The following is a 25354-nucleotide window of genomic DNA, read 5'->3' as shown; positions in this document are numbered from 1 at the left end:
TACATAATACCCTCGCGGGATGCAAAGTACTCTCCGGATTGCGACCGAAGGCCTGTTCGGCCTGGCGCGAATCCGAAAGTACGCGTGGACTTGGATGACTGACTGCCCAGAGACGACTCGCTCGATGCAAGGGGCTTTCAGGTGAACTCCTACCGTCAGACGGAAATGAGCGCATAGGGCAACCCTGAAGGCTTCTGCACGCCCATGGCGACGTTGTACACTCGCGCTCCGGCGGGCGTGCGGCCCTCATACTTCCCGCGATGCGCATGACCATGCACGACGGCGCATACTTTGAAGCGGTCAATGGTCTCTGCAAGGCGCGAGCACCCGAGGAAGGGATAAATTTCGAGAGGTTCACCCTCTACCGTGTCGACAATCGGAGCATAGTGAAGGACCACGACGGCGCGCCGGCTGTTCACCGTGCGCATGATGTTCTCCAGCCGCATCGCTTCATTCATCGCTTCGGCAACAAACGTCTTGATCGCCGGCTCGCCGAAAGAGCTCAGCATTCGTGGACCAAATCCGCCGGCAAAGCCTTTCACACCAATAAATGCCACGCCATTAACTTCGGCTGCCTGGCCATCGAGCAGGTGTACGCCCGCGTCACAAAGGATTCGTTTCACCTCGTCGGCATGTCCCGACTCGTAATCGTGATTCCCAAGGACGCCGATTACTGGGATAGAGCAGGCACGCAGCTCTTTAGCGAGGATTTCCGCCTGTGCCGGAGTTCCGGTATCGGTGAGGTCGCCGCAAAGGACCAGGGCACCGGCACTCTTCGAGATTGCTTGAAACAATTCACGAAGCGAGCCCGACTGCCCATCCTTCACATGAAGATCTCCGATGCTTGCAAATGTGAATGAACTTGCATCATCGTTCATTGCCGCACTCGTCTTCGACGTTCAGGAAGCCCCATTTCTCGGTCGCACTTCGGTAATCGGAGCCGGAAAGCAACCGACCGCGGCAGAGTTTCGTCGCCGGTGGCGGATCTTCCCGCTGCCGACTCAATCGTTCAAGAAGATCGTCAAGCAGCCAATCCGGAATGGCATCTCGCTCGCTCGGATAGATCCAACGATACGTGAGCAGATGACAAAGCAGTATCTCCCAATGTGGGTTCATGTACATGATCAGGCGCTGCCAATCGATTGCCTCTCGCTGCTTAAGAATGAGATGGACGATATCGACGCCATCATGACGGTTCCGCTTCTGGATGAACGCCTTGGACCAGATCAGCTCGGTGGGGTTGATCACAGGCACGCAATGCCCGAGCACTTGAGCCTGTGCTGCATACTGAAACCACTCTTCCTGAACCGGCACGGCGCCATTGCTGGAACCAAAGATGACGTCAACGAAATCGCGGCCGCGGTGAACTTTTCCCAGCCAACTCTCATCCGCCGATACCCGATTGTTCCGCTGCAGGTGAGAGAGCAGGCGGGGGAATTCCGCGGCAGTTGTAAAAATGTCCAAGTCCTTTGTCGGGCGCCGTGCGTGGGTATAAAGATTTACGGCGTACCCGCCTCCGATCATGAACGGAAGATCCGATTCGAGGAGATCCCTCAGGACATTTGAATAGAACTGCTCCCTTTGGGTAAGAGACGCGAGCTTGAACGCATCGACATCTGTCGAACGTTCCGTACCCGGCGCTGGGCGATCTCGCGCGAGCACTGATCACTCCATTTGTTCCTGAATATTAATCGGCGCGCATCGTGGAAGTTCCCTTGAGTTCCGAATTGAACGACTCGGCGCGAACGGCCGCGGCGGCAGCAGAAGGCGTGCGCGATCAAGACTATCGAGGCGTAACCGCAATGCCGCACCGACGCGGATTCCGTTCTTATGTGGTCAGTATCGTACAGACGCAACTGGAATGAAGGGTAGGCTTCGCGTGTGTAGGGCAAATGCAGCGGCGGTTGCGGACTCGTCGAGGAGCCTACAAGCCTCGAACGAGTCCGCTCGCGCCGCTCTTCGACTAATTGCGCGTATCGACTGCGCCAAGCCATCAAACATTGGCTAGGAAGTTAGACGTTCTTCGGTCTATTTTTCTTGCGCTTATCGCATACTGAACGACCGGTATTGGCGCAAAGCGGACGTTCGGCCGGACGCGCACGTCTCAGAAGGGCCAATGGCGGACGTGGCCGATCGTGTCGACAGCCCTCATTTTTCCAGCCCTCGGGCTATCTTGCCCCTGATCCCCTCCGCGTCGGCTGGATCGGGCTTGAGCGACAAGGCCTGCTCCCAGGATTTGCGCGCCTCGTCCTGGCGTCCCGTCCGCCAGTACGCGTCGCCGAGATGGTTTCTTATTTCGCTGCTCTTTGGTTCGAGAGCGGCCGCGCGCTCTATCAGCTTGATCGCCTCGTGATAGTCGCCGAGGCGGTAGTGCGCCCAGCCGAGGCTGTCGAGCATATCGCCGTTGTCCGGTTGGAGCTTTACGGCCTTCTCGAGCAGCGCCAGGCCCTCCTTCAGCTTGAGATTCCGATCGACCCAATTGAAGCCGAGTTCATTGAGAACCGAGGGCTGATCGGGATCGAGCTCCAGCGCCTTGAGATAATCCGCCTCGGCCTCGGGCCATTTGCCGAGCCGCTCGTAGCTCGCGCCGCGAAAGTACCAGTAGATCCAGTGCGCCTTCTCCGGCTTGCCGGCCAACTCGATCGCCTTGTCGTAATCCCTGGCGGCGCGTTCGAAATCGCTCTTGCCGCGCCAGGTATCGCCGCGACCGCCGTAGGCCCGCGCATGTTTCGGATCGAGACGGATCGCCGCGCTGTAATCCCGGGCGGGCGCGGTCGTGATCGCCCTTGCCCTTGTGGGCATTGCCGCGATTGTACCAGGCAACCACGTACTTCGGATCGAGGCGGATCGCCTCGTCGAAATCCCTGATGGCGCGATCCTTATCGCCTTTGTCGGAGTAGGCGGTTCCGCGATTGTACCAGGCCATCGGATTTTTCGGCTCAAGGCGGATTGCTTCGTCGAAATCCTCGATGGCGCGGTCGGTGTCGCCCTTGTTGAAGTAAACAGACCCGCGATTGAACCAGGCATCCGCAAATTTCGGGTCGAGGCGGATGGCCTCGTCGAAGTCCTTGATGGCGCGGTCGCTATCGCCCTTGCTCAGGTAGACGTTGCCGCGATTGAACCAGGCCGTCACAAATTTCGGATCGAGACGGATTGCCTCGTCGTACTCATTGATGGCGCGGTCGTAGTCGCCATTTTCGGAGTAGGCATATCCGCGATTGAAATAGGCAACCACGCGTCGGATCGCCTCGTCGTACTCCTTGACGGCGCGGCCGTAGTCACCCTTTCCGGAGGAGGCCATGCCGCGATTGTCAGGCGCTGGCGCGGCTTGCCGCCGGAGCCGTTCCGCCTCGTCGAAATCCTTCCTGGCCCGGGCGGAGTCTCCCTCGTCTTCATAGGCCCGCCCGCGAATCTCATAGGCAAGCCCATATGTCGGATCGAGTCGTATCGCTTCGCCGTAGTCCTTGATGGCGCGGTCGTAGTCGTTTTTAAAGAACCAGGCGCCCCCACGATGCAACCAGGCGCTCGAATTTTTCGGATCGAGGCGGATCGCCTCGCTGTAATCCTTGATGGCGCGGTCGTGATCGCGCCTGCCTGAGTAGGAAAGTCCGCGATTGAAATAGACCTCCGCAAATGTCGGATCGAGGCGGATCGCCTCGTCGTGATCCTTGATCGCGCGGTCGGTGTCGCCCTTGTCGGCGTAGGCAAGCCCGCGATAGCTATAGGCATCCGCAAGTTTCGGATCGAGGCGGATCGCCTCGTCGAAATCCTTGATGGCACGGTCGTTGTCGCCCTTGCTGTGGTAGGCTTTGCCGCGACTGTTGTAAGCAAGCGCATATTGTGGATGGAGGCGGATCGCCTCGTCCAGATCCGTGATGGCGCTGTCGTGGTCGCCCTTCATGTAGTACGCGCGGGCGCGAGCGTTATAGGCACGCGCAGCTTTCGGATCGAGACGGATTGCCTCGTCGAAATCCTTGATGGCGCGGTCGTAATCGCGCGTGCTGTAGGCATAGCCGCGATTGACGTAGGCGGTGACGCGGTTTGTCTCGCTCTCCGCGGCGCCGCGGCCCAACACCTTCGTGCATCCGGCGATCTTGCGATCCTGATCGGCCGTTTGACCGCAATCCTCCCACGCCTTGTCCGCCGCGCGGGCCTGCGGCGCGAGCAGCGGAAGGAACGCCAGAGCCAGCAAAAGGCAGCGCGGCAACATCTGATCCTCCATCCAAAGCGCGCAGCCGAAAGCGCGGCGCATATTTTGTCGTCACAGCGCGGATTACGGTTCAGCGGCATGGCCGGTCATAACCCGCAACGGGAATGAGCCCGCAAGTTAGAGCATGATCCGGAAAAGCATGCCCTCGGACTTGATCCGGGGGTGGATACCGGTTTTCCGGAAAAGATCATGCTCAAACAAGAATTTAGAGCGTTATGGCGCTTCAACCTGGAGCCATAGCGCTCTAGCGGCCGTAGGGGAAGCAGCGGGCGCGATCGAGTGTGAGACCGAAATGCGCTCCCAGCGCAGCGATGGCCGCCTCATGCTGAGGATAAGGATCGGCATTGGATGCGGCAACGATGATGATGCGGAAACCGCCGCGATCCTTTCCGCCCGGCGGCAGCATCGCTGTAGTCAGTGCATTGCCCTCCCTGTCGCGCAACGTGAGGAAAAGCGGCATCTCTCGCTGTACATGGGCCTTGAGGCCGACGTCGCGCTCGATCGCGTTGGGTCGCTCCGGACGCCAGGACTGGACTGCCTTCTCCCGCTCGCGGCGAAAATATTTCTCGACCGTATGGCCCATCAGGCGCGACTCATGCGCCGCTTCACCTTCTGTCTCGATACGGAACCAGGCCTTACCGTTCGGCGCGTCGCAAACATACTGCATTTCGCTCGTCCTGCGATCCCCGCAATTCTAGGGCGGCGAGCCTGCAAAACCAATATGAGATTCGCTTCCGTGTAACGCTGCACGATTGTATAACCGCAAGTTCGGCTGCAAGACCGCGCGACTATCGCTCGACAGGCGATAGTAGAGCTCCGATCTGATGAAGCTTCACAAAGCGGTCCGATACGCCCAGCCTAGTAAATCTGTTCACCGCAACATCCGGTTTGGGTCAATCGCGTCGTTCTGACCCTGCGCCAATGACTTCCGGTCTACCCCGATCAGCGGGCATTCGCAGGGTACGTAGGCCCGTCTCAAACGGGTCAAAGGCCGACCTCCCCCGGTCTCGAACGCGTGTCTGCTTTGCCCTCAAGAGCAGAAGCCGCCCGCAGCCGATGACGGGCTATGGTGGCGACGCCCTTTTGCCCCGTCCCCTTCCTCAACCGGGAGCCGCAGGCGGCCGGAAAAGCCAGTCTACGTTCCATTGTAGAGGAGCGGCACGAAGCCGGCATCTCGACTGCGCGTGGGCAAGCTTCGGAGTGCTCGGTTCAGCGGTTGCGATTGTCCTTTCCATCGGAAGATGGAATGGGCTCGGAATAGAAGCAGCGATGCCGGCCAGAATGGGCTCGACCAAGGAGGTCGCTGCAATCGTTATCATCACTACAGATACTAGGACCACGAGCGCATCGGTCATGATGCGCCTCGAAAATTGCTTCGTCATGATTTGAGCCCTCACAACCGAATTCAAGTACGTGCGCAGTTACAATCTAGTTCGTGCGTAAATGGGTATGTGAACGGGGTGCTCACCGCGCGTGGCGGATCATCCCTTTAATAGGCTGGCAGTGAGCAATAGTGTAGCAGCGATCCAGACCTAATAAGCCAATCCGTCCGGTTCCCAGATCCGTCGAAATTGATGCGCCACAGGAGCGCCATAGCCTCTATCTCTAGTCAGTACGCAGCGAAGGTGCACTTTGGATTAGGGTGAGCGCGGGCGGCCCCGCCGTCGGCTCGGATTGAATTCGTCGACCGCGTTCTGCCAAGCAATGATCTCGTCCTCGAACTAGTCCCTGCGATTCGGCGAGATGTAAGTCGATCTCGGAAACCGGCCGGACTTCCCGTCCACCCCGACAAGCAGACCTTTTCAGGGGCCGTCGCCACGGCTCAAATGGGCCATGAGCGGAAGTGGACGTTTCTATTCAATGACCTCGTCGGCGCGGGCGAGTAGGGAGGCTGGAATTACGAGTCCAAGCGATTTTGCGGTCTTGAGGTTGATGGAAAGCAGGAATTTCGAGGGCTGCTCGATCGGAAGGTCGGCCGGTTTGACGCCTTTGAGAATTCGATCGACATAATGGGCGCCACGCCGTGCCAAGACACGCAAGTCAGGGCCGTATGAGATTAATCCACCTGCTCGCACAAGCTCTCGTATCAAGTAGATCGACGGAAGGCCCGCCTGCGACGCAAGATCTGGCACCACGTTCGGCGGAGTGTGAAAGATTGGATCGCCTACTATCCACAATGCATCCGCCCGGGCTTTGGCGGTAGCAATTGCGCCGGGAATTTCACCTGCTTCTCGCACGTCAAGGACGTCAAGCTGAAAGCCAAGCTTAATAGCCGCAGCTGGTGCTTCCCTCGGAAACAGCAACCGCAAGACCTCGTTTGAAAGATTGACCAAAGCAGCCACGCGCTTCGCTTCTGGCAACAGCTCTCGAAGCACCTCAAGCGCCTTTCCGATGAAAGTGCCCGGAACCAACGTGGCCACACCGGTTAGGTTGCCGCCGGGACGGGCAAGGCTTGAAGCAAGTCCGACACCGACCGGATCGGCGACGAACAGTATCACGATCGGTATTTCGGAGGTCGCGTCTCTAGCGGCGCGCGCGGGTTGAGGAGAAACGGCCACGATGAGATCGGGTTTCGATCGCACCAGGTCGGCGGCAAGCGCCGGCAGCCGATCGAAGCGACGACCGGCTTCCTTACGCTCGATCAGGATGGTGGTGCCCTCGATCCAACCGAGCTTACGAAGCTCGTCCGATAAAGCGTCGTAAGCGTCCCCTGTGCACGAAACGGAGCACAGCAGTCCCACGCGCGCCATCCTCGGTGCTGGTTGAGTTGCGGCTGCCGACGCGAAGACAAGCAGCGCAACAAGGACCGGCATCGTAACGGCAACTCGTCTCATTCGATCACCGTGTCGCCGCACCGAAGATTTCCGCAATCGAGAGCCGAGCGTCTTGGCCCCCAAGAAGTCTAAGTATAGCAGCTTCTGGCCGACTGGGCGGATCACAATTGTCCGGTTCGGGTCATGTGTGGACGACGCCCGCGTTGCAAGAAGAATCTGACGTTCGGCTTGCGGTCGGGTGCAAGTCATGTGTCCGGCCTGTTTGCGCGGCACCATGACCGCTGGCCCTGATGTAGTCCGCGGATCCGGTCCCAATCATTCGCACGGGCTTTGACGCCCATGACCAAGAAGCGGGTTGTCCCAATCGACGGCTCGACCGTTTCGCATCACGCCATCATCACCCCCGCAATTCGGTTGTCTTGCTCCGCCGTCGCCTCAGGCTCCTATTGCCAAGCCTCTTCAGGCGGCTGCAGCAAGCTCCGGCGCTCGATAGTGTCCTCCCTTGGCCATGATCGCCCAAGCGATGCGCGCCATCTTGTTGGCAACGGCAACGGCGACGAGCTTGGCCGGCTTCTTGGCCAGCAGCCTCATGACCCAGGGATGCTTTTGCGGCTGCTGCCGGGCGTGTCGAACAACGGCTGTTGCACCGATGACGAGCAACCGTCGGAGATAGCGATCTCCTTGCTTGGAGATGCCGCCGAGCCGCTCCTTGCCCCCCGTCGAGTGCTGCCGCGGCACAAGTCCGATCCATGCCGCAAAATCCCGACCGGATTTGAAGTCACTCGGGTCTGTGACAGTAGAAGCAATGGCCGTGGCCCCGATCACGCCAATCCCGGGCACGGTCTCGAGGCGGCAGCTCATGTCATTGGCACGATGATGGGCGTGAATGGCGCGATCCAGAGTCCCGATTTGCAATTCCAGAGCAGCGAGTTGATCGACAATGGCCTGCAGCGCCTGTTTCATCGCAGATGGAAGAGCTTCGCGGTTACTTTCGTCCGTGATGATCGCGGCAAGTTGCGCGAGACCTTCGCGCCCCGTCTCCGCAACGAGGCCGAACTCGGCAAGGTGGGCTCGGAGCGCATTGATCAGCTGCGTGCGCTGACGGATTAAAAGATCCCGCGTTCGATGCAACATCAGCACGGCTTGCTGATCGGCCGACTTGATCGGCACGAACCGCATCGATGGGCGTGTCACGGCCTCACAGATGGCGGCTGCGTCGGCAGCATCGTTTTTCGACCGTCTGACATAGCCCCTCACGTAGCTCGGCGGCATCAGGCGCACGGTGTGACCGAGCTTGGAGACTTCACGTGCCCAATGATGAGCGGTTCCGCAGGCTTCCATGCCGACCAGGCAAGGGGGAATCTTGCTAAAGAAGTCAATGACCTGCTTGCGCCGCAACTGATGAGTGATGACGACCTTGCCCGCACTATCCACGCCGTGCACTTGGAACACGTTCTTGGCGAGATCAACGCCGATGGTGCTAACCTGCATGTGGACGACCCCCCTCCGGTGATTCGTTGTTGAACAATCACCCTTTGGCACATTCGATGCCGGGAGCGGGCGTCGTTCACCACATCATTCGCGTCGGTGTAGCCGGACCACGGCAACTTCCGGTCCACCCCGGTGAACGGACATTCTCAGGATAGGCAGGCATGTCTCACAGGTGCCAACAGGCGACATTGCAGGCTTAGCTTGAAATGAAAGAGACCACCAACAGAGGGGCTTCCACGTTAACGCCGCGGTCGTGGTCCCGCGTGGTCAGCTCCACTTCAGTTTATCGGATCCGCCTCGTTACTCATTCACGCACAACTCGCCGCGAGCGTGCGAATCAAATCCGCCGCCTTGGCGACCAATGCCTGTGAGTAAAATGAGCCGGCCGGTGGAGTTGCCGAAACGATCGGTTCCCTTGACGATCTTATCCAGTTGGCTGAAGGCCTGGGACTCGGTATCGTACATGCCGGCAGTGGTGGTCGTGAACGTTCCCCCTTTTGCGGTGACTACCACCGTTCCCGCGTAAGATTGCAGTGTCTTGGGCAACGAAGGCAGTCCTGCTGTCTCGGCCATTCCGTGCGCAGTGAAAAACCACATTGCGCCGCTTAGAGCGGGCTCGTTGCTCAAGACTGTTCCGACGGTGCAAAGGTCGATCTGACTTAAGCAACCTTCTTTAGTCATCTGAAGCGCAATTGTCGCCTCAAAGTTTCTGCACTGCGCGGACTGTTGTGCGAAGGTGGCGCTCGTCGAAAGTGCAAGGATCAGTGTTGAAAGAAAGGTGGTTTTCATCATGCCCTCCCTCTCTACTGGATGTACACTCTACGCTCGATGGAAGGGGTAAACTAGAGTGTGCAAGCGCACCCGAATACCGAGTTGACGCTGGCAGGTCGAAAGTCCTTATGGGTCATAAGCGGCTTTGGAGGCGAGCGTAAACCGAAGTCCGGTTTACCTCTGGCAGCCGACGTGACAACGGCTTAAGAGCTATTCCGCAAAGGGCCATGAGCGGAAGAATTGTTCAGTAGTACAGTGCGGCCTCCTGTCCGTGAGCAGACGCCTTAACATCAAGGCATCCAGCCTGCTTGGCACCGTGAGGGTAGATCAGCGGTCGTAGTGTCAGTCGCACCAGGCTTTGCATCCTTACTGGAGACCTGTGCTGGAAGGGGGTAGATAGGCAATGCCATACTTCGCGTAGATCTGCGCTGGTATCCGCTGCTCGACAACTCGTGACACCGCAGCATCCACGGCTGCAAGCAGCGCATCGTCCGCTCGGCGAAGCCCGACTGAAACACTCCAGCGCAGTGTCGGTTCTGGCTCGTATCCGTCGGGTATCCTTACTGCCGTGCTGGGATGTTCGTGCCGATACCAGCCGACAATCACGGGGTTTGTGGCGCCGACTTCGATTTCGCCTGCCTCGATCGCGGCAATTATGTCTTCTTGAGAGGCGAAGACCGAAACGCGGAAGCCGTGTTTGGCCAGCCACTCGTGCTCGACGGTGCCAACCATGACGCCAATCTTCTGACCGTGCAAATCCTCAAGCCGACGAACCGAAGATCGAGATGAAATGACGAGGACAACACCGCTGTCTGCGTAAGGTCTCGAATAGCGAAGAGGTAGATGGGTTGTCAGCGGCCCGGTAAGTCCCTCCCGATCGTAGCTTGCAGCGGAGGCGACGACGTCCATCAAGATATCGCAATCCGAGTTCTTAATATCACCGGCGTTTCGAACCCAGGTCACACCGAGCTCAAATCCCATCTCGTGCGCCAACGCTTCCGCGAGTTCGACTTCGAATCCGGCAAGACCGCCTCTATCGGTGAGGTTCGAATAAGGAAGTGCGGATGGGTTGGCGCAGAGGCGTAGGATACCGGTCTGCCGCACCTCCGCCAGAGATCTAGCGTCCGCACAATTTCTTGTGCCTAGGGCGATAAGCGTCGCGAGTACGGCAATGCCAAGCATCAGACCATGATGCATCAACGAGGCTCCAGATTCCAAAGCGCGCGCCGAGGCAAGTATTCACCCACCTTAAATAGTAGCGGTGTGGTCAGGCGACAACCCGAGTACCGCCGTCAACACGATCAGTTGCCCCGCTCCTCACATCTGAGGTTCGCATCTAGGCGCCATTGGAAGCGCGCTGCCAAGGTCGCCTTAGGGTCATTCACGTCGGTCCGCCCCTAACTTCGGGACTTCCGGTCTACCCCGGACTCCGGACATGTCGCTGCAATGCGCCAACTGAAGCGGTGGGCCAACATCGGAAGTTGGGCGCGCTAGTCAATCACGTCTTTGTCGCTACGCCGCTCCATCCAGGCTCGATACGACCGCCGCGATGGCGTGGATGACTGGCGGCGGCAATCATTACTTGTCGCGGACCATCGCGCCGGCGCGCCCAACCGGATCTCGCATATGGCTTCGACGCCTATCTGAACGGCTGTTCAGGAAACTATTCCCCGTGTACTGGAACGTGTGGAGTGCTTGAAACGTTGACTGCGCTCATCTACCAATGGAGGAGAAATCACGTGTTAAAGAAATTCTTGATCGTCGCCGGCACCATACTGTTCGCTTCATCTGCGTTCGCGCAGTCGGCGACCACGAAGAGCGCTCCCGGCCAGCAGATGCAGAAAGCACAGGAAACCGGCAAGCCGTCCACGGGTCCGGGCGCTTCGGAATATACACCGGGCCACAAGATGAAGGCCGCCAAGAAGACCGGAGCGAAATCTGCCGGACCGGGTGCCTCTGAATACGCGCCGGGCCATCAGACAACGACCGGTTCTTCCACGACGACTAAGAAGAAGTAAGCTCTATCTTCGAGGCAAAAGGAATGGCTCGGCAACGTAATGTGTGCCGGGCCTTTTTGCTGCTCACGCGTATAACCGTACAATTCACGAGAAAACTTCTTTTGCCCGCTTCACCCCCGCCGTCAGAGTTTTTATCATGCCTGCGTGCGGAGGTCAGTGCGCGGGTTGCTCCATGTCGGCTCTGGCTCATTCGCGTCGGTTTGCCCTGCCGCAAACTACTTCCAGTCTTCCCCCAACTGCGGACATCACGCATTGGGACCACCACTTCCGAAAAGTGCCAAGAGCCGGCATTCAGTTCGCTCTCGCGGATGGACTAGCTCCGCTCGCGGGGGCGCTGCGGCGGCTGAGGATTGTTGGCGGGGTTGGTATCGTACTTGGATATTCGCGTGATGAGCCCGCTAGTGGCGAGCGGTTGCAAGTCCGCCTCCAGCGCGTCAGCAATCTCCTCGGCATAGACCTCCCGGTCGTCCACGTAGACTGTAAATGATCTCAAATACTTTTCCTTCTTCGCCGGATTCTCGATCGTCGCCTTCGTCCACTGGTAGAGCGGATAATTTTCGACGCCGTGCTCTTCTGCTGCGACGACATACTCCGCAAAGGCGTCGAACTGGCATTTCAGCGCAGCGCGATGCTCGGCGATGATATCGAACAGCGGCGCCAGTGCCGGAACACGGAGTTTTCGGCGTACCGATTCCGCCGTTTCAGAATCGTTCAGATCGAACCTAACCTGGTACTGCCACTGAGAAGTCACGCTAGTCTCGCATTCTGTCGCACCCGATTTGTCCCTTTCCGATCGCAAGGCGCTACCGCTTCCTCACGAGCAGGTCTGGCACGCGTGTGTCAAGAGCTGGCCGCAATGTCAGGCCGACCGTTTCGTTAGTAGCTCCTCTTTTTGGCGAGGCGCTCGTTGAACGAACGAAGATCGATCATGATTCGTTGGTGGGTTCCGCTGCGCGATGCCTTCTTGAAGTCCGGTTCGCCCTCAATTGCGGTCATTGGCGTGCAGCGCAGCGAACGACGCGAAGGGCCATTTTCGGACTCACGCATCGCAGCGAATTGCGTGCTGTCCCATCAACTCTTGCCGCGAGCACAGGCGGGTCTCACTCGGGCAGCCCGGCTTTGCGAAGGCCCTCCGCCAACAGCTTTAAGGTTGTTTGCCTCTGAGAAAGCCGCCCAGATATTGTATAGGCCGGATCGATCTCAAGCACACGTGCCGCCGCATCATGCGCCTCGGCATCCCGTCCAAGATGCGCCAAAGCGGACGCCAAACCACGGAAAGTTGTTGGATCGGAGGAGTTTTGACGTAGAGCCTTCTTGGAAACCGCGACAGCCTCGTCGAAGCGACGAAGTTCGATCAAGGCATAACCGATGCCAGCAAGATTAGTGTGAACAAAGGGGTCCAACGGGCTCAAGCGCATGCCGCGTTCAAAGCTCCGGATTGCTTCTTCGAACCGGCCTCCAACTAGGTAGACCCATCCTCTACGGTCCCACGCGCTGAAAAGATTTGGATTGGACGCGACCGCACGATCAACGAAATCGATGGCGGTCTCGTCGCCGATAAGAAAAGCGTTAACCAACCCCGCGATGCCCAGCGCTCCCGCGTCATTCTCGTCGAGGCTCAATGCCAAGCGCGCCAATCGAATTGCCTCGTTGCGGTCGAATTGACGATCGGTAGAAAAGCCTTTAACGTTGTTGAGGTGGCCGCTAGCCGCCAACTGGGCGGCAGAAACAGAACTAGGGTTAAGATCCAAGGCACGATGCGTCAGTCGTATCACTTCGGCAAACCTTCACGGCTCCTAAGACTTTGTTTCTGCATGGCCCTTAGCCACAAATCATAGGCCGTCGGGTTTTCCGGTGGGCGGCGGGCCGCCATCTCAATCTCTGTTTGAAGCAGCTTGGGCTGAATGGCTCCGACAACGGCCACCGTTACTTCGTCTTGCAGAGCGAAAACGTCTGTCAGGTCACGCTCGAACCTGTCCGCCCAAATGTGCGCGCCCGTCACCGCATCAATCAACTGGCCTGCGATGCGAACCTTCCCCGCTGCCTTGCGCACAGACCCCTCAAGGACGTAGCGCACGCCAAGCTCACGTCCGACCCGCTTTACATCGACGGCCTTACCTTCGAACGTAAAGCTCGAATTGCGAGCGATCACGAACAACCACTTGAACCGCGAGAGCTCCGTGATGATTTCCTCAACCATCCCGTCCGCGAAATACTCCTGCTCGGGGTCGCCGCTCATGTTCTGGAACAGCAATACCGCAATCGAGGGCTTGTCGGGCAGCGCCAGTGCGGGCTTTGACAACTCCACATGGCTTTCCGAGGCGACGGCGGCACTAGAAGGTCCATCCTCTTCACGCACCGCACCGACGAAGCGGAAGCCTTTCCTCGGCAATGTTTTGATTAAGCACTGCTTCTCGCCCGTGTCGCCGACTGCGCTACGAGCGGCATTCAGCCGGGTAGTCAGTGCTCCATCCGAAACGCTGCGCCCATTCCAAACGGCATAGATGAGATCGTCCTTGCTGACGACGCGCTCCCTGTTTCGGATTAGGTATTCGAGCAGATCGAACACCTGTGGTGTAATGGAAACGACCTCTGCCCCGCGATGCAGTTCGCGCCGGTCGGTGTCAAATGCGAACTCCTCGAAGCGATAGCGCAAGTTGCCAGCCCCTCACGCAGCCTCCCATCGCAATAAGCCGCTGGTATAAAAAATGTAAGCCAATGGTTGACCGGGTTTTGAGCCGTGGCATCTCATCTGATGCAGTGGAGCCCGACTTCCGGTATGGGTCAATCGCGTCATTCTGACTGCCGGCAGATCACTTCCGGTCGACACCGATAAACAGACATCCAGGGCCTGCTTCGGCATGTCTCAAAGGTGCCAGGAACGGACTCGTGCACCGCTGCAGTTATTGTCGCTATTCGATCACCTCGTCGGCGCGGGCGAGCAGTGTCATTGGAATGTCGAGGCCGAGAGCCTAGCGGTCTTGAGGTTGATATTCAGGGTAACGTCCGTCGCTTGCTGGACGGGAAGCTCCGCCGGACGCGCCCCTTTGAGGATGCGATCAACGTAGTCCGCGGCGCGTTGCCATCGTTTGAAAAGTTAGCCGAGTACGACATCAGTCCTCCTCTCCGAACCGAGTTCCGAAGCAGCGTCAGTGGCTTCGCAACGTTGAGGAACATTCATCCGGTTTGATTCTTTACTAAGGGGCGGAGAAAGTTCAGGTGACACTTGAATGTTGGTGAGAAGACCATCGAACGAGACGACTCGTTAAGCCCAGCACGGGCCGTTTATCGCACACTGGTGCACTTCTTCTCCTATCACTTCATTCTTACCCGTAAACAGTCAACCACGACCCACGTCGAAGGACTTGATCTCGCGGTGTTGCCATCGGTCTTCCATCCGAAGATCTTCCTGACCAGCGCATTTTTCGCGCGATTTCTGCAATCGTTAGACTTACAGGGAAAAAACGTCGTAGAAATCGGCACCGGCTCTGGAATACTCTCACTGTCGGCAGCCAAGGCGGGCGCTAAGTCGGTCATTGCCTTGGACATAAATCCCGCGGCCGTCAAGGCTGCCAACTTAAACGCAGCAAAGAATGGTTTTGAGGAAGTAAGAGCGTTTCAATCCGATCTGTTTTCCGCTATACCGGCGGAGCGCAAGTTTGATATCATCATCTCTAGCCCACCATCTTTCTCGGGTGAGCCACGCGACGATGCTGACCGAGCTTGGCATGCTGGTCCTGGTTACCGGGATATCTTGCCTCTGTTCAAGCAGTCCGCTCAGAGGTTGCACCCGAACGGAAGAATGTATCTCCTACTTTCATCAGACAGCAACCTCGCTTTGATGGATCGCCTGATCCGTTCAGCCGGCCTTAGCTCGAAGCAGATTGCAAAGCGCTCAATTTGGGTAGAGGCGTTCTATCTGTATGAGCTTTCGTTGGCAGAAACTAATCTAATACCCGATTACGAACATCAGATTTGACGGTCTCGGCGTCGTTCCAGGGCCGCCAACCCCGTCCAAATTTCAAACTCTTTGGCCGCTCCCGACCACTTTCGATGTCCGTTGAGGGTCACAAGCTGCGGTCGAAGGATCGCTGATGCGAAGTCGGGACTGCCCTCAATACCAGACCAGCCGCAAGCGACGAAGTTGGTCGGCTTGGGGCCACAAGCGGTCATTCGATCACCTCGTCGGCGATGGCGAGGAGTGCCCGCGGCAGTTCAATCCCGAGCGCCTTGGCCGTCTTCAGATTGACGACGAACTCGAATTGGTGCCGATGCGCGGCAACATGGTGTCGCCGCCGTCTGGACCCAAGAGATCGCGGCCGTGTTCAAGGAACGCGATGTCATTTACCTTGCGGACAACGACAAGCCGGGCGCGATAAAGCTGCCAGGGCGGGACAGGCGCTCACAGGCGTTGCCAGGAGCATTCGCATTGCGAGCTGCCGGTCTTCGGCCGAGCGATGTGGCCAGCGTGGATATTTCGTTGGGGCAGGATCGTGAGGTGTACCGTGTCGATCACTCCCTGGTTTTTCGAGCCGTTGTTGCCGCGTTCATTCCGGCTCGTGCTGATTGATCCGCCGTGGGAATTTCAAACCTACTCGCGTGCCGGACAAGGCAAGTCTGCTCAGGCACATTACACCGTGATGCCGCTCGACGCGATCAAGGCGCTTCCTGTCCGCGATCTCTGCCAGGATGACGCCATCGTGATGTGTTGGGCCACCATACCTATGCTGCCGGACGCGCTCGCCTGCCTTGAAGCGTGGCGTGTCAGGTATAAAAGTAACATCGTCTGGCGCAAGGTCACGAGGCGCGGGAAGCTGCGTATGGGTTGCGGATTTTGGACGCGATCAATGCACGAGCAGGTCCTGATCGGCACCATCGGAAAGCCGCCACTGATCACGTTTCCATCGATCTTTGACGGCATCGCGCGCCAGCACAGCCGCAAGCCGGATGAGCTTTATCAGATGATCGCGGATCGCACGCCGGGTTGGCGGCGCGCCGACATCTTCTCGCGTGAGACGCGCCACGGCTGGCACGCGTGGGGTAGCGAGGCTGGCAAGTACGATGATGAGGTGCGCGGCGCCCCAATCCGTCAGGCTGGCATCAAGCAGCGCCAGGCGCAAAAGGAAACGATAGGCGAAAGCGATGCCCCAAAGCTGGATTGTGTTCCGGCTCCGAACATTGACGCCTTTCGGCGTCCAACCTTGACCCCGGTCGCGGCAATCTTTTTCGGACGCGGCCTCAGTCAGTTAATCGATCCATAGTGGGGTCAATATTGGACGCCAAAAGGGGCAAACCAGACACCGATCTACACCTTTGGATATGGCCACTACTTTTTCATGCCGACGAGAATCGAGCGCGCGTGGTCGCCGAAATCGACACGCAGCCGTACGAGCCTCTCCGAATGTGCCACGTCCTTGACAGCGAGAGTGGTCCCGACGCGGACGTCGATCTTGTCGAGGTCAGAGATGGGGATGAGGGGTTTGATGTGCGCCGGATTCATGTTCCACTCTTTGCTGAGGCTCGGTCGATCGCGTCGAATTCGGTCTCACTCAAGCGCCAACCGAGTGCATCGAGATTGGTCCTGGCGTGATGAGGCTTGGTCGCGCCGGGGATGGGGATCACGTGACTGTCGCGCGCCAACAGCCAGTTCAGGGCGACCTGGCCGATGCTGGCGTCGTGCGCGCGGGCAATATCGGCGAGACACGTCAGCAGCGCTTTCGTGCCCATGCTGTCCGACGGCTGCGTGAGGCGGCCGGACGCAAGGGGAAAATACGCCACCAGTGCCACATCGAGCTCACGGCAGGCTTCGAGCACGCCATTCGTTTCCGCTGCTCGTCGGAGCAGGCTGTAGTTGACCTGATTGGCGGCGAGCGGCACGCCTGCCCTTGCGAGGTGATCGGCGATGCGGCGCATCTGGTCCGCATTGAAATTTGCCACGCCGACCGCGCGTGCCTTGCCGGACTTCACCGCTTCGACGAGGCCTTCGGCGAACACTCCCGCGTCGATGAAGGGCAGCGGATAATGGACATAGTAGAGATCGATTGTCTTGAGGCCCAAGCGCGCGAGCGAACCGTCAAGCGCGCTCATCAGGCGTCGCGGAGAGGTTCGGCCCGGAAAGGGAAGGAACTTTGATGCTATCACCGCGCGGGTGGGACCGGCGCGCAAGCAGTCACCCACGACGCGCTCCGAGAAATAGATCTCAGCCGTGTCGATCATGCACGGGCCGGCATCATGAATGGTCCTGTAGGTTTCCAACACGGCCCCACGATCGGCACGCCGCCACTTGTTCGTGCCGATGCCCAAGGGCAGCACATCGATGCCGGTTCGACCCAGAGGGCGCGTATCATGATCTGCGGGCATCGCTGGACCTCTCACAAGGCGCCGTTGGCTGGCTGGTGTGATGACGCTGGCGTTTCAAGGTTACGCCATAGCGACTACGGCCGCATCATCTTCTGCGGCTACGTCCGTATCAGGACGACGCCAAGGATCAGGAAGGTTGCACCGGCAAGCCGGATCAGGCTCGCGGGGTGAACGGGAATGCCAGCAGACGGAGGCGGTCAGATGAGGCAGAATTGATGTCCGCTTGTCCCCCCAATAGCGGGGCGTGGGTCCGGGTTGGGCCAAACCCGGGCATTCGGCACTCTCCGTTAGCACGGCCGATCTCTAGAACCGCTCGTTGAGTACGGGCCCTATAGTCCTCTTGAGCGATGGCCTACCAGTGCTCAGCCGCGCAGCAGCGGCGCTAGATCGGTGATCGCCTTGACGATTGTATCAACCTGGAATCCCAATTCCTCGGGAACCTCGACGGTACTGCGCTGAATCCAAAATGTCCGCAGTCCGGCCGACGCGGCGGCGACAGCGTCCCAGTTATTCGCCGAGACGAAGCCGAGCTCGGGGTTGCTTACCTTCATGCGCTCGGGCGCGAGGTTGTAGACGCGCGGGCTGACCTTGAAGATCTTCACCTCCTCGACGCTGATGATGTCGTCGAGCAGATCGCGGATGCCTGCGCTTTTCGCGGCCGCCTCGAGCATTCTGGGCTCACCGTTGGACAGGATCGCAAGCTTGATCCCCTGTTTCTTCAGTGCATCGAGGCCCGGCTTCACGTCCGGGAAGGCCGCGAGGCTCAAATAAGCATCCATCAGCTGTTTCTTCTTGTCGGCCGTCAGGTCGAGCTGGAGATTCTTGCTCGCCCAGACCAACCCGTCCTCGGTCAGGCCCCAGAAGTCGCGATGGCGGCCCATGAGGCTGCGCATTAGGCTGTATTGCAACTGCTTGAACCGCCAGATTTGCGCCAGCTGGTTGCCCTTGCCAGGGAACAACTGCTCGCACAACGCCGTAACTGAGAAGACGTCGAACAGTGTGCCGTAGGCATCAAATGCCAACGCCTTGATAGACTTGAACTGCCCGCTCATCTGGGCGGCGGCCGGTGTCGCAGCCCATGCCGTGCCCACCACTGCCGCCGTGGCACCGGCGAGTTTCATGAACTCTCTACGATCGCTCGACATTTTCGCCTCCTTGTGGATTGCCGTTCCGAGTCAACGAGACCTTTTGGCCACGAGACTTCCGTTGTGGGTCAGCCGCGTCGTTCTGACGGCGCGCAGGCCACTTCCGGTCTACCTCAAAAAGCAGACATGTTTAGAGTCCGGAGGCACGTCTCAAAGGGGCCATTCCAGACGTACGAAGGCACTCGCTCGTCATTCTTAAACGATAGCCGCTTTGTCCTTTTTCATCGGCCTAAGAAAGCGCTCGATGGGCCGCAGAACGTCGGTAGCCAGAATACGCACGCAGGATTGAAGGTTCGAATACTGAGGTCGTCCTTGCCTGGATGCAATCGAATAAACATGCTTGAATGTCCCGGTGGCCGACCTTTGCCAGGAAAGAGCTTCGTAATGAGCTTTGATCCCGAAGCAATCCGCGCCTTCGAACATGCTGGGTGGCAACGCGCTGCTGCAAGCTACGGTGATAGCTTCGCACATGCGACGGCGCCCTTCGTCGGGCCGTTGCTTGAAGCCGCCGAATTCTCGCCGGGCCAGCATGTGCTCGACGTTGCGTGTGGGCCTGGCCATCTCGCGGCGGCCGCCGCGGCACGTGGCGCGACCGCACAAGGACTGGATTTTTCTGCAGCGATGGTCGGCGTTGCACGGAACATGCATCCTGAAATCGTTGTGACTGAAGGGGACGCAGAAGACATGCCGTATCCCGACGGTATGTTCCATGCTGCCGTATCTGGTTTTGGTATGCACCACGTACCACGGCCGCAGGTCGCACTTGCTGAGTGCAGGCGCGTGCTGAAACCCGGTGCCCGCATAGCCTTTACGGTATGGGCTGCATCCGATGAGAACATTGCCTGGTCTCTCGTGTTCGACGCGGTGGCTCGGCACGGCAACCGGTCGGCCACGGATGCTCCACCGCCGGGCGCACTGACCCGGCCCGAGCAATGCCTGCGCGCCCTCGAAGCAACCGATTTTATAGACTGCTCTGCTGAGGTAGTTCGCGCTGAATGGCTCTTGCCAAGTGCCGATGGGCTGGTTGCAGCACTTTCAGTCGGTACCGTGCGGATGGCGGCACTGATCACGGCGCAAGAGCCATCGGCGCTGGCCGCGATGATAAATGACATCGCGGGTCAGGCCGAACGCTTCCGCCGAAACGACCACCTTGCAATTCCCATTGCCGCAGTGCTGGCCCGTGGCCGCAAGTCTACTGAATGACGATCATCGACAGCTACGACATCAGTGCAGCTGACGAGCCGGAGTTGCTCGAAACGCTTCCGCGCGCCACCCATGGCACTCGCGTGCCGTAAAGGCGCGCGAGTGGCAAGCAGGTCCGCGGCGTTTTACCGTGTCCGCCGCGGCAGCGGTCAAGCGCTCTAGAGATATTGAAGGGCATATCCGCCTTGGGTCAATATGACTTGGCGGGCAGGGCAGCTTCTGACCCAAAGCCGACATGGCCGCCGGCGCTGCCGATGTCCGCTTCCAGGAGCAAGACGGACTTGGCGCTGCCGCCATTGCTAGGCTGGCGTGTCAATTACAAATCACGCTGATCGCCGGAATATTCTTTTTGCACGCATCAAGCGCTAACCGGCAGGCAACCCCGGCGACCCGGCAGCATCTCTGACGATCGGAGTTCACCGCGCGCCGGTCGTTGTGAGTTTTTACTGCACTTCGCGCTCGAAAATTTCCTCGGGTACCGCCGCGAGTTTCTGCCAGCGCGGGGATTGATCGTAAGAAATGTCCACATCGGAAAGCCCCGTGTCCGTCGAGGCGTTTTTTGGCCGCCCGTCGCGTTGGGCAGCGGCCTGTTCGCAGCCGATGCAACCCGGGCAGCGGCGTTTGGTGCTTGATAGATCAAACACTCGACTAATCCGTAAAAACGACCACGCATGTTCACCGCCGTTCCGCTTCCAGGTCACATCCACAGCGTTCCCGAGGAGCGTTGCGCCGGGCAATTCTTGCTTGCGCGCCCCGACGAGATACATGCCCTTGGCTGCGGTACAGGGGGCTGGATTGAGCCAACGCGGTTTCTCGCCGGAGCGCGCACACAAGAGAGCTCCTCTGATTTGCGATATTATGAAAACTGAATCGTTCGGAAAGCCGGCAGTCCGGATGTACCAATTTGGGTAGTACTGGGTAGCTGTCAGAACCGATCCGGTTCAGGTTCGTGGCTAGGGAGCCATCCCGATCCCGATACCGATAATTGCCAGCGATATGACGATCACCAGCACGTCAATCGTCAGCCATGTGGGTATGCGCTTTGCAGGTTGGGTCATAGCGTGTGCCCTCCGCAGCCACGTTATGTACCGGAAGAGCGCAAGTGGCTGTGAACGAGTTCACATGTTTGCAAAACCGCGGCCAGCATCACCGCCCTGGCACTTACCGGACATCTTGAGCCTAACCGGCGATGTCCGTTACACGTGGATAGTGTTGCAAAAGTCGAAAATTGAACGACGCCGAAAATCTCGCAAAAGCTGATTTTTAACCGGCTCCGCCACTGCAATACTGCGTAGCGCCCATACGAAGCTCCGTGGTCGTTTTTGTGTGAAACGATGTGGTCCCTCATTCGCTGCGTGCGAAAGGCATCAGCGGTCCTGAAAAATTTTGGTCGTCACCCCAAAAGACTTTTTCAACACTATCCGTGTGAACCGGACATTCCCGGCCTAAGCCGCGATGTCCGCCAATGACCCCGAAGCGGACGTGGCGACAGTCGCCGCGCTCGAAAAGCGGGTGGCGACTCTCTAGGCTTTCCTGTCGGTAGATTTCGCGGCCTAAACAACTTTGGTGCTGTCGGCTTGCCCCTTTTCGGCGGTCCAGCCCTGTCCCGTTGCGGATTAAGCGGGATCGGCTTCAGCGGTGCGGCGCCGGGCAGGGCTCTGGCGTGACAAACCCATTGCCGACGCGGTGCGCGATGCCGCTTCAGCCGCGTCATCGCGCACCTCCCGCAAGCGCGAGGACCTACATCTCCTTCTTTGTCTTCTTGGTCTTCTTCGTCTTCTTCGCGGCCTTCTTGGCGGCCGACATCTCGGAGTTACCCAGCGCGACCGGCTGGTCTACTGCCGCCTGCGCCTTTGCGTCCACAGAAGACTTGGTATCGTGAGCTACGGCGCTACCGGCAGCAATTGCTGCAGATCCGGCGAGGAGCGATGCAACAAGAACCGGAACAGATATATTCTTGAGCATGTGGTATCCTTTCAGCTTAGGGGCTGGAAACCGGCCACCTCTGGTGGCCGTGAGATCACGTTAGCCGACGAAACTGAATTCACCGTGAACAGAAGGCCCGGCTTCCGTTCACGTTCAGCCTCGACGAGCTGGGCTATCTTCCCTTCGCACAATCCGGCGGCTCCTGTTCCATCTCGTCAGCCGGCTCTACGAGCGTACCTCCGGACTTCCGGAGTGACGTCCCATGACTTCCGCTTTTGGCGCAAAGCGGACAGCCGAGAGAAGAACCGTGTGAGTCAGCTCACAAATGAGCAGCTTACTAAGAGCTACAGTGCCTTCTAAGGGGCCGATGTCTCAACTTCCATAGAGCTTCCCCAACGCGCCATCGGGCGCTCAGAACGGGGAACAGTGACACTAGTTCGAACTGCACCTCGACTGACCTGGCGGCCCTTGTGTAAGGGCAGGGAAGCACGGAAGCCAACTCAGCTCCGATCTTCCCACGTTGCAACGGTCTAATATAGTCGAGCGCGCAACGGAGGAGGGTACCTTGGCGATAGCTTCACCCGAGACGGATTCTGTTAGGCGCCTTGAGGATCTCCCGTCACCGCGCGGGCTGCCGTTAGTCGGCAATTTTCATCAATTACTCAATTTTGAAGAGTTGCATAGACGCATTGAGAGCTGGGAAGCAGAGCTTGGACAGTCCTTCACCTTTCGCATGTTTTCAAAGTTGGTTTTGGTTACTTCAGACCCCAAGCTCGCTGACATTGTTTTGCACGAGAGACCAGAGGCGTTTCGGCGGCTATCGACCATTCAGACAGTTGCCGACGAATTGGGTCTGAACGGCCTATTTTCGGTCGAAGGAGCGGCTTGGTTTCGACAACGCAACTTGATCCTCCAGGCACTCGCTCCAAACCAGCTGCCAGAGTTCTTTCCGACACTCCGCACGATCACAGGGCGGCTGCGCAGCCGATGGGAACGCGTCGCGAAAATCGGCGGGGTCACAGACGTCGTTGAGGATCTCACCCGGTACACCGTCGATGTAACTTCGAGCTTATCCTTCGGTCAGGATGTCAACACACTTGAACATGAAGAGGATGCAGTCCAACGGCATCTTGGAGTGATTTTTCCTAAGCTTACCTCTCGAATCTTCAGTCCGGTGCCTTACTGGCAATACGTGAGATTGCCGAGCGATCGAAAACTAGAACGGTCGCTCGGGGAAATTCGAGCGCACATCCAGAATATAATTAACCGCGCTCACGCGGACCTGAAAGCTCAGTCCGGTGTTCCAAAGAATTTGCTGCAATCGATGTTGAGCGCCGCGGCTGAGCCAAACTCTGGCATTACGGATAGAGACGTCTATGCGAACGTATTGACGCTCCTTCTTGCTGGCGAAGACACCACGGCGCATGCGCTGGCGTGGACCTTATATTTTCTCTCGCAACGGTCCGACCTGCAGGCCTTGCTTCGGGGTGAGGCCAAGGAAACGCTTGGCGAAGCCGCAATCGCTCCGGATTACGAAACAACAGCAAAGTTGACGCTTTTCGATGGGGTCGCCTTTGAGGCTATGCGCTTCAAGCCAGTTACCCCGCTGCTTGGTCTAGAAACAAATCGAGACTTCGTTCTAGATGGCATCTTATTGCCCGCGGGTACGCAGGTATTTCTTTGCGCGCGGCCAGCTATGATGGATGACAAGTACTTCACCAACGCCCAGGCGTTCGAGCCTAGCCGATGGTCGCGCCGAGCCGAGGGGACTTCCTCCCGTCAGGCCTTTACCCAGTTCGGTGGAGGCCCTCGAGTCTGCCCGGGAAGGTCGCTCGCCATACGTGAGATTCGGATGGTGCTTTCTATGCTGTCACGAAACTTTTCGATCGAGTTCGTCGGCGACCCGAGCGAGGTTCGTGAGATCTTTTCCTTTACCATGAAGCCGAGTTCCGTGCCGCTGCGCCTACGGATGCTAAATTGACGGGGATCGAGCGGCGTTGATTGCTCCTTCGACGTGCCAGTAGAGCTTGCGAAAGCTGCGACCGATAGGTTGAATTGTGACCATGGGGACGTGCTTCGAGAACTTGCTACAAATGCGCCGGACCGGTGCGTCCGGTCTTGGCGCGGAAGCGACCACCGCTCGTGCTGCCGGTGGTCGACAATCAGAGCTCGATTTGCTCAGCAATATTTAGAGCGTCATCCACCTCAACTCCTAGATATCGGACGGTGCTCTCCAGCTTCGTATGGCCGAGGAGGAGTTGAATGGCGCGAAGGTTGCCTCTCTTGCGGTAGATCTGAGTGGCCTTCGTACGCCGCATCGAATGGGTACCATAGGAGATTGATTCCAAACCCATGCTATCAACCCAGCGGTGCACCAGTCGAGAATATTGTCGGGTGGATAGGTGAGGGTTTGCATGCAGTCTGCTGGGGAAGAGATATCGAGAGCCGGTCGTCCGGATCGATCGTAACCAGATCTCCAAGGAAGTCCTTGTCTGCTCCGTAATCTCGAATTGTACGGGTCGGCCTGTCTTCTTTTGAACGACCGTCGCTCGAACTCGGACCCTAGCGCCAGAACATATTTCGTCGACACGCAGTTTGACCAAATCACACGCGCGAAGTTTGCTATCGATCGCCAGATTGAACAGGGAAAGATCTCGCCACATCTGGGCGACCTCCAATCGAACGCGAATCGACCAAACGTGCTTGGGCTGAAGAGGCTTTTTCTGGCCGACGAGCAACCCCTTATTCCATGGTATTGGACGGCTTTTGCAAACAGGACGAACATGCATGGCGGGTTCTCCGCCAACCCGCCCGGCCGCGTCGCTCAATAGCGAGCACGGTATTATAGCGACGAGTGCGTCTTGATATCACCCAGCTACGATTTCAGGACGACAGGTTTTGGCGCAAAAGCGGCCGTTCGTACGCAAACAGCCGCCCCCGACCTGCTCAATAGCGAAGCCGCTTACTTCAGTTCAAGTTTCTCGCGTCGGGTCGCCTTGGCCGGATGTAGTAATCCATTCCCCGAAACACCTCGATGTTGGGCATGCCTTTTGCTTTCCTCACAAGGAACAGTCCTTGTCGAGGGTCGCATGTTCAGAATCCCGCGCCGCTACAGCCACTTTGTCTATGGATTTATTCAGTCGGGATTGACCTGTGGGATCGCGGCGGCGATCGCCAGTTTTCCGCTCATGGCGTCTGGTAATTTCGTTCTGCATTGGCTGCAAGCATGGCTGTTCTCTTGGCTTCTGATGCTACCGGTCGTGCTGTTGGCAGCGCCCGCCATCCGACGCTTGGCCCATGCCGTGACTACGGAAGAGTAGCAGGCTCGCTTCATACGGCCGAGCCTGCCTCTCTCTAACTACTGCGCCTACTTCTTCATGCTGTCCTTCGACATGGAGTCGTGCTTTTTCATGCCGTCCTTGGACATGCATCGTCCGTTTTCATGCCGTCCGGCCG

24 protein-coding genes and 3 pseudogenes are annotated in these 25354 nt (G+C 58.3%); 7 read left to right on the top strand and 20 right to left on the bottom strand.

Annotation, left to right across the window (positions count from 1 at the left end; translation table 11 throughout):
* Positions 1–155: 155 nt before the first annotated feature.
* The 10 genes and pseudogenes from V1278_RS30760 to V1278_RS30720 all read right to left on the bottom strand — a co-directional run bounded on the left by V1278_RS30760 (position 156) and on the right by V1278_RS30720 (position 10443).
* The gene (locus V1278_RS30760; protein ID WP_334367011.1) at positions 156–878 is read right to left on the bottom strand and encodes a metallophosphoesterase family protein; all 723 of its coding nucleotides are present in this window, start codon (positions 876–878) and stop codon (positions 156–158) included.
* Positions 868–1662, bottom strand: coding sequence for a hypothetical protein (locus V1278_RS30755; RefSeq protein WP_334367012.1), 795 nt, complete (start codon positions 1660–1662; stop codon positions 868–870). Before V1278_RS30755 ends, V1278_RS30760 begins: the two co-directional genes overlap by 11 nt.
* Positions 1663–2148: 486 nt before the next feature.
* Positions 2149–2637, bottom strand: coding sequence for a tetratricopeptide repeat protein (locus V1278_RS30750; protein ID WP_334383348.1), 489 nt, complete (start codon positions 2635–2637; stop codon positions 2149–2151).
* Between the two features lie 57 nt (positions 2638–2694).
* Positions 2695–2802 (bottom strand): annotated as a pseudogene (locus tag V1278_RS37065) (hypothetical protein); the annotation flags it as partial.
* A pseudogene (locus tag V1278_RS30745) lies at positions 2771–4210 on the bottom strand (tetratricopeptide repeat protein); the annotation flags it as partial. The pseudogenes V1278_RS37065 and V1278_RS30745, both read right to left, overlap by 32 nt.
* Before the next feature lie 244 nt (positions 4211–4454).
* Positions 4455–4877, bottom strand: coding sequence for a hypothetical protein (locus V1278_RS30740; RefSeq protein WP_334383347.1), 423 nt, complete (start codon positions 4875–4877; stop codon positions 4455–4457).
* Between the two features lie 1186 nt (positions 4878–6063).
* Positions 6064–6951 carry an ABC transporter substrate-binding protein gene (locus tag V1278_RS30735; protein WP_334383346.1) on the bottom strand — a complete coding sequence of 296 codons (888 nt, stop codon included), beginning with the start codon at positions 6949–6951 and terminating at the stop codon, positions 6064–6066.
* 492 nt (positions 6952–7443) lie between these two features.
* Positions 7444–8475, bottom strand: a complete 1032-nt coding sequence (locus V1278_RS30730) for an IS110 family transposase (RefSeq protein ID WP_334384296.1) — start codon at positions 8473–8475, stop codon at positions 7444–7446.
* 300 nt (positions 8476–8775) lie between these two features.
* Positions 8776–9264, bottom strand: coding sequence for a hypothetical protein (locus V1278_RS30725; RefSeq protein WP_334383345.1), 489 nt, complete (start codon positions 9262–9264; stop codon positions 8776–8778).
* A 348-nt stretch (positions 9265–9612) separates the two neighbouring features.
* A complete protein-coding gene (locus V1278_RS30720) occupies positions 9613–10443 on the bottom strand; it encodes a substrate-binding periplasmic protein (RefSeq protein ID WP_334383343.1) in 831 nt (276 codons plus the stop codon).
* A 542-nt stretch (positions 10444–10985) separates the two neighbouring features.
* On the opposite strand from V1278_RS30720, the gene V1278_RS30715 reads away from it, so the two are divergent.
* Positions 10986–11264 (top strand): hypothetical protein, encoded by a 279-nt coding sequence (locus V1278_RS30715; RefSeq protein WP_334383342.1) that lies wholly within the window; start codon positions 10986–10988, stop codon positions 11262–11264.
* A gap of 313 nt (positions 11265–11577) precedes the next feature.
* On the opposite strand, the gene V1278_RS30710 is transcribed toward V1278_RS30715, so the two are convergent.
* The 4 genes and pseudogenes from V1278_RS30710 to V1278_RS30695 all read right to left on the bottom strand — a co-directional run.
* Complete coding sequence (locus V1278_RS30710; RefSeq protein ID WP_334383341.1) at positions 11578–12015, bottom strand: hypothetical protein; 438 nt, start codon at positions 12013–12015, stop codon at positions 11578–11580.
* 349 nt (positions 12016–12364) lie between these two features.
* Positions 12365–13039 carry a tetratricopeptide repeat protein gene (locus V1278_RS30705; RefSeq protein WP_334383340.1) on the bottom strand — a complete coding sequence of 225 codons (675 nt, stop codon included), beginning with the start codon at positions 13037–13039 and terminating at the stop codon, positions 12365–12367.
* Complete coding sequence (locus V1278_RS30700) at positions 13036–13920, bottom strand: winged helix-turn-helix domain-containing protein (RefSeq protein WP_334383339.1); 885 nt, start codon at positions 13918–13920, stop codon at positions 13036–13038. Before V1278_RS30700 ends, V1278_RS30705 begins: the two co-directional genes overlap by 4 nt.
* Before the next feature lie 291 nt (positions 13921–14211).
* Positions 14212–14331, bottom strand: a pseudogene (locus V1278_RS30695) (ABC transporter substrate-binding protein); the annotation flags it as partial.
* Between the two features lie 159 nt (positions 14332–14490).
* Between V1278_RS30695 and V1278_RS30690 the strand changes: the two are divergent.
* The 3 genes from V1278_RS30690 (at position 14491) to V1278_RS30680 (ending at position 16525) form a co-directional block, all read left to right on the top strand.
* Positions 14491–15243, top strand: coding sequence for a 50S ribosomal protein L11 methyltransferase (locus tag V1278_RS30690; RefSeq protein WP_334383338.1), 753 nt, complete (start codon positions 14491–14493; stop codon positions 15241–15243).
* A 342-nt stretch (positions 15244–15585) separates the two neighbouring features.
* Positions 15586–15834 (top strand): hypothetical protein, encoded by a 249-nt coding sequence (locus V1278_RS30685; protein ID WP_334383337.1) that lies wholly within the window; start codon positions 15586–15588, stop codon positions 15832–15834.
* Complete coding sequence (locus V1278_RS30680) at positions 15824–16525, top strand: MT-A70 family methyltransferase (protein WP_334383336.1); 702 nt, start codon at positions 15824–15826, stop codon at positions 16523–16525. The genes V1278_RS30685 and V1278_RS30680 overlap by 11 nt, the downstream gene beginning before the upstream one ends.
* A gap of 65 nt (positions 16526–16590) precedes the next feature.
* On the opposite strand, the gene V1278_RS30675 is transcribed toward V1278_RS30680, so the two are convergent.
* The 3 genes from V1278_RS30675 to V1278_RS30665 all read right to left on the bottom strand — a co-directional run bounded on the left by V1278_RS30675 (position 16591) and on the right by V1278_RS30665 (position 18769).
* Positions 16591–16764 carry a hypothetical protein gene (locus tag V1278_RS30675; protein WP_334383335.1) on the bottom strand — a complete coding sequence of 58 codons (174 nt, stop codon included), beginning with the start codon at positions 16762–16764 and terminating at the stop codon, positions 16591–16593.
* Complete coding sequence (locus V1278_RS30670) at positions 16761–17624, bottom strand: aldo/keto reductase (RefSeq protein WP_334383334.1); 864 nt, start codon at positions 17622–17624, stop codon at positions 16761–16763. The genes V1278_RS30675 and V1278_RS30670 overlap by 4 nt, the downstream gene beginning before the upstream one ends.
* Before the next feature lie 362 nt (positions 17625–17986).
* The gene (locus tag V1278_RS30665) at positions 17987–18769 is read right to left on the bottom strand and encodes a haloacid dehalogenase type II (protein WP_334383333.1); all 783 of its coding nucleotides are present in this window, start codon (positions 18767–18769) and stop codon (positions 17987–17989) included.
* Positions 18770–19153: 384 nt separating this feature from the next.
* On the opposite strand from V1278_RS30665, the gene V1278_RS30660 reads away from it, so the two are divergent.
* Positions 19154–19972: a class I SAM-dependent methyltransferase gene (locus tag V1278_RS30660; protein WP_334383331.1), complete on the top strand. Its 819-nt coding sequence runs from the start codon at positions 19154–19156 to the stop codon at positions 19970–19972.
* A 443-nt stretch (positions 19973–20415) separates the two neighbouring features.
* On the opposite strand, the gene V1278_RS30655 is transcribed toward V1278_RS30660, so the two are convergent.
* Together V1278_RS30655 and V1278_RS30650 are read right to left on the bottom strand one after the other, a co-directional pair.
* Positions 20416–20805: a hypothetical protein gene (locus tag V1278_RS30655; protein ID WP_334383329.1), complete on the bottom strand. Its 390-nt coding sequence runs from the start codon at positions 20803–20805 to the stop codon at positions 20416–20418.
* Between the two features lie 907 nt (positions 20806–21712).
* Positions 21713–21937 carry a hypothetical protein gene (locus V1278_RS30650; RefSeq protein WP_334383328.1) on the bottom strand — a complete coding sequence of 75 codons (225 nt, stop codon included), beginning with the start codon at positions 21935–21937 and terminating at the stop codon, positions 21713–21715.
* 526 nt (positions 21938–22463) lie between these two features.
* Here V1278_RS30650 and V1278_RS30645 point away from each other — a divergent pair.
* Positions 22464–23879, top strand: coding sequence for a cytochrome P450 (locus V1278_RS30645; RefSeq protein WP_334383327.1), 1416 nt, complete (start codon positions 22464–22466; stop codon positions 23877–23879).
* 181 nt (positions 23880–24060) lie between these two features.
* Here V1278_RS30645 and V1278_RS30640 read toward each other — a convergent pair whose 3' ends face one another.
* On the bottom strand, positions 24061–24687 hold the full coding sequence (locus tag V1278_RS30640) for a tyrosine-type recombinase/integrase (protein WP_334383326.1): 627 nt from the start codon (positions 24685–24687) through the stop codon (positions 24061–24063).
* Between the two features lie 300 nt (positions 24688–24987).
* On the opposite strand from V1278_RS30640, the gene V1278_RS30635 reads away from it, so the two are divergent.
* Positions 24988–25218 (top strand): DUF2798 domain-containing protein, encoded by a 231-nt coding sequence (locus tag V1278_RS30635; RefSeq protein WP_334383325.1) that lies wholly within the window; start codon positions 24988–24990, stop codon positions 25216–25218.
* The last annotated feature ends 136 nt before the right edge of the window (positions 25219–25354 follow it).

This window comes from Bradyrhizobium sp. AZCC 1577, from assembly GCF_036924575.1.
Lineage (GTDB): Bacteria > Pseudomonadota > Alphaproteobacteria > Rhizobiales > Xanthobacteraceae > Bradyrhizobium.
Note: the sequence above shows the minus strand (reverse complement) of the source record. Positions and strands in the feature narration are given on the sequence as shown.

Bases quoted from the DNA above. Each gene is read 5' to 3' on its own strand.
- V1278_RS30760 (WP_334367011.1), bottom strand. From the start codon at position 878: ATGAACGATGATGCAAGTTCATTCACATTTGCAAGCATCGGAGATCTT.
- V1278_RS30740 (WP_334383347.1), bottom strand. From the start codon at position 4,877: ATGCAGTATGTTTGCGACGCGCCGAACGGTAAGGCCTGGTTCCGTATC.
- V1278_RS30730 (WP_334384296.1), bottom strand. From the start codon at position 8,475: ATGCAGGTTAGCACCATCGGCGTTGATCTCGCCAAGAACGTGTTCCAA.
- V1278_RS30725 (WP_334383345.1), bottom strand. From the start codon at position 9,264: ATGAAAACCACCTTTCTTTCAACACTGATCCTTGCACTTTCGACGAGC.
- V1278_RS30720 (WP_334383343.1), bottom strand. From the start codon at position 10,443: ATGCATCATGGTCTGATGCTTGGCATTGCCGTACTCGCGACGCTTATC.
- V1278_RS30675 (WP_334383335.1), bottom strand. From the start codon at position 16,764: ATGAATCCGGCGCACATCAAACCCCTCATCCCCATCTCTGACCTCGAC.
- V1278_RS30670 (WP_334383334.1), bottom strand. From the start codon at position 17,624: ATGCCCGCAGATCATGATACGCGCCCTCTGGGTCGAACCGGCATCGAT.
- V1278_RS30665 (WP_334383333.1), bottom strand. From the start codon at position 18,769: ATGTCGAGCGATCGTAGAGAGTTCATGAAACTCGCCGGTGCCACGGCG.
- V1278_RS30660 (WP_334383331.1), top strand. From the start codon at position 19,154: ATGAGCTTTGATCCCGAAGCAATCCGCGCCTTCGAACATGCTGGGTGG.
- V1278_RS30650 (WP_334383328.1), bottom strand. From the start codon at position 21,937: ATGCTCAAGAATATATCTGTTCCGGTTCTTGTTGCATCGCTCCTCGCC.
- V1278_RS30640 (WP_334383326.1), bottom strand. From the start codon at position 24,687: ATGCATGTTCGTCCTGTTTGCAAAAGCCGTCCAATACCATGGAATAAG.
- V1278_RS30635 (WP_334383325.1), top strand. From the start codon at position 24,988: ATGTTCAGAATCCCGCGCCGCTACAGCCACTTTGTCTATGGATTTATT.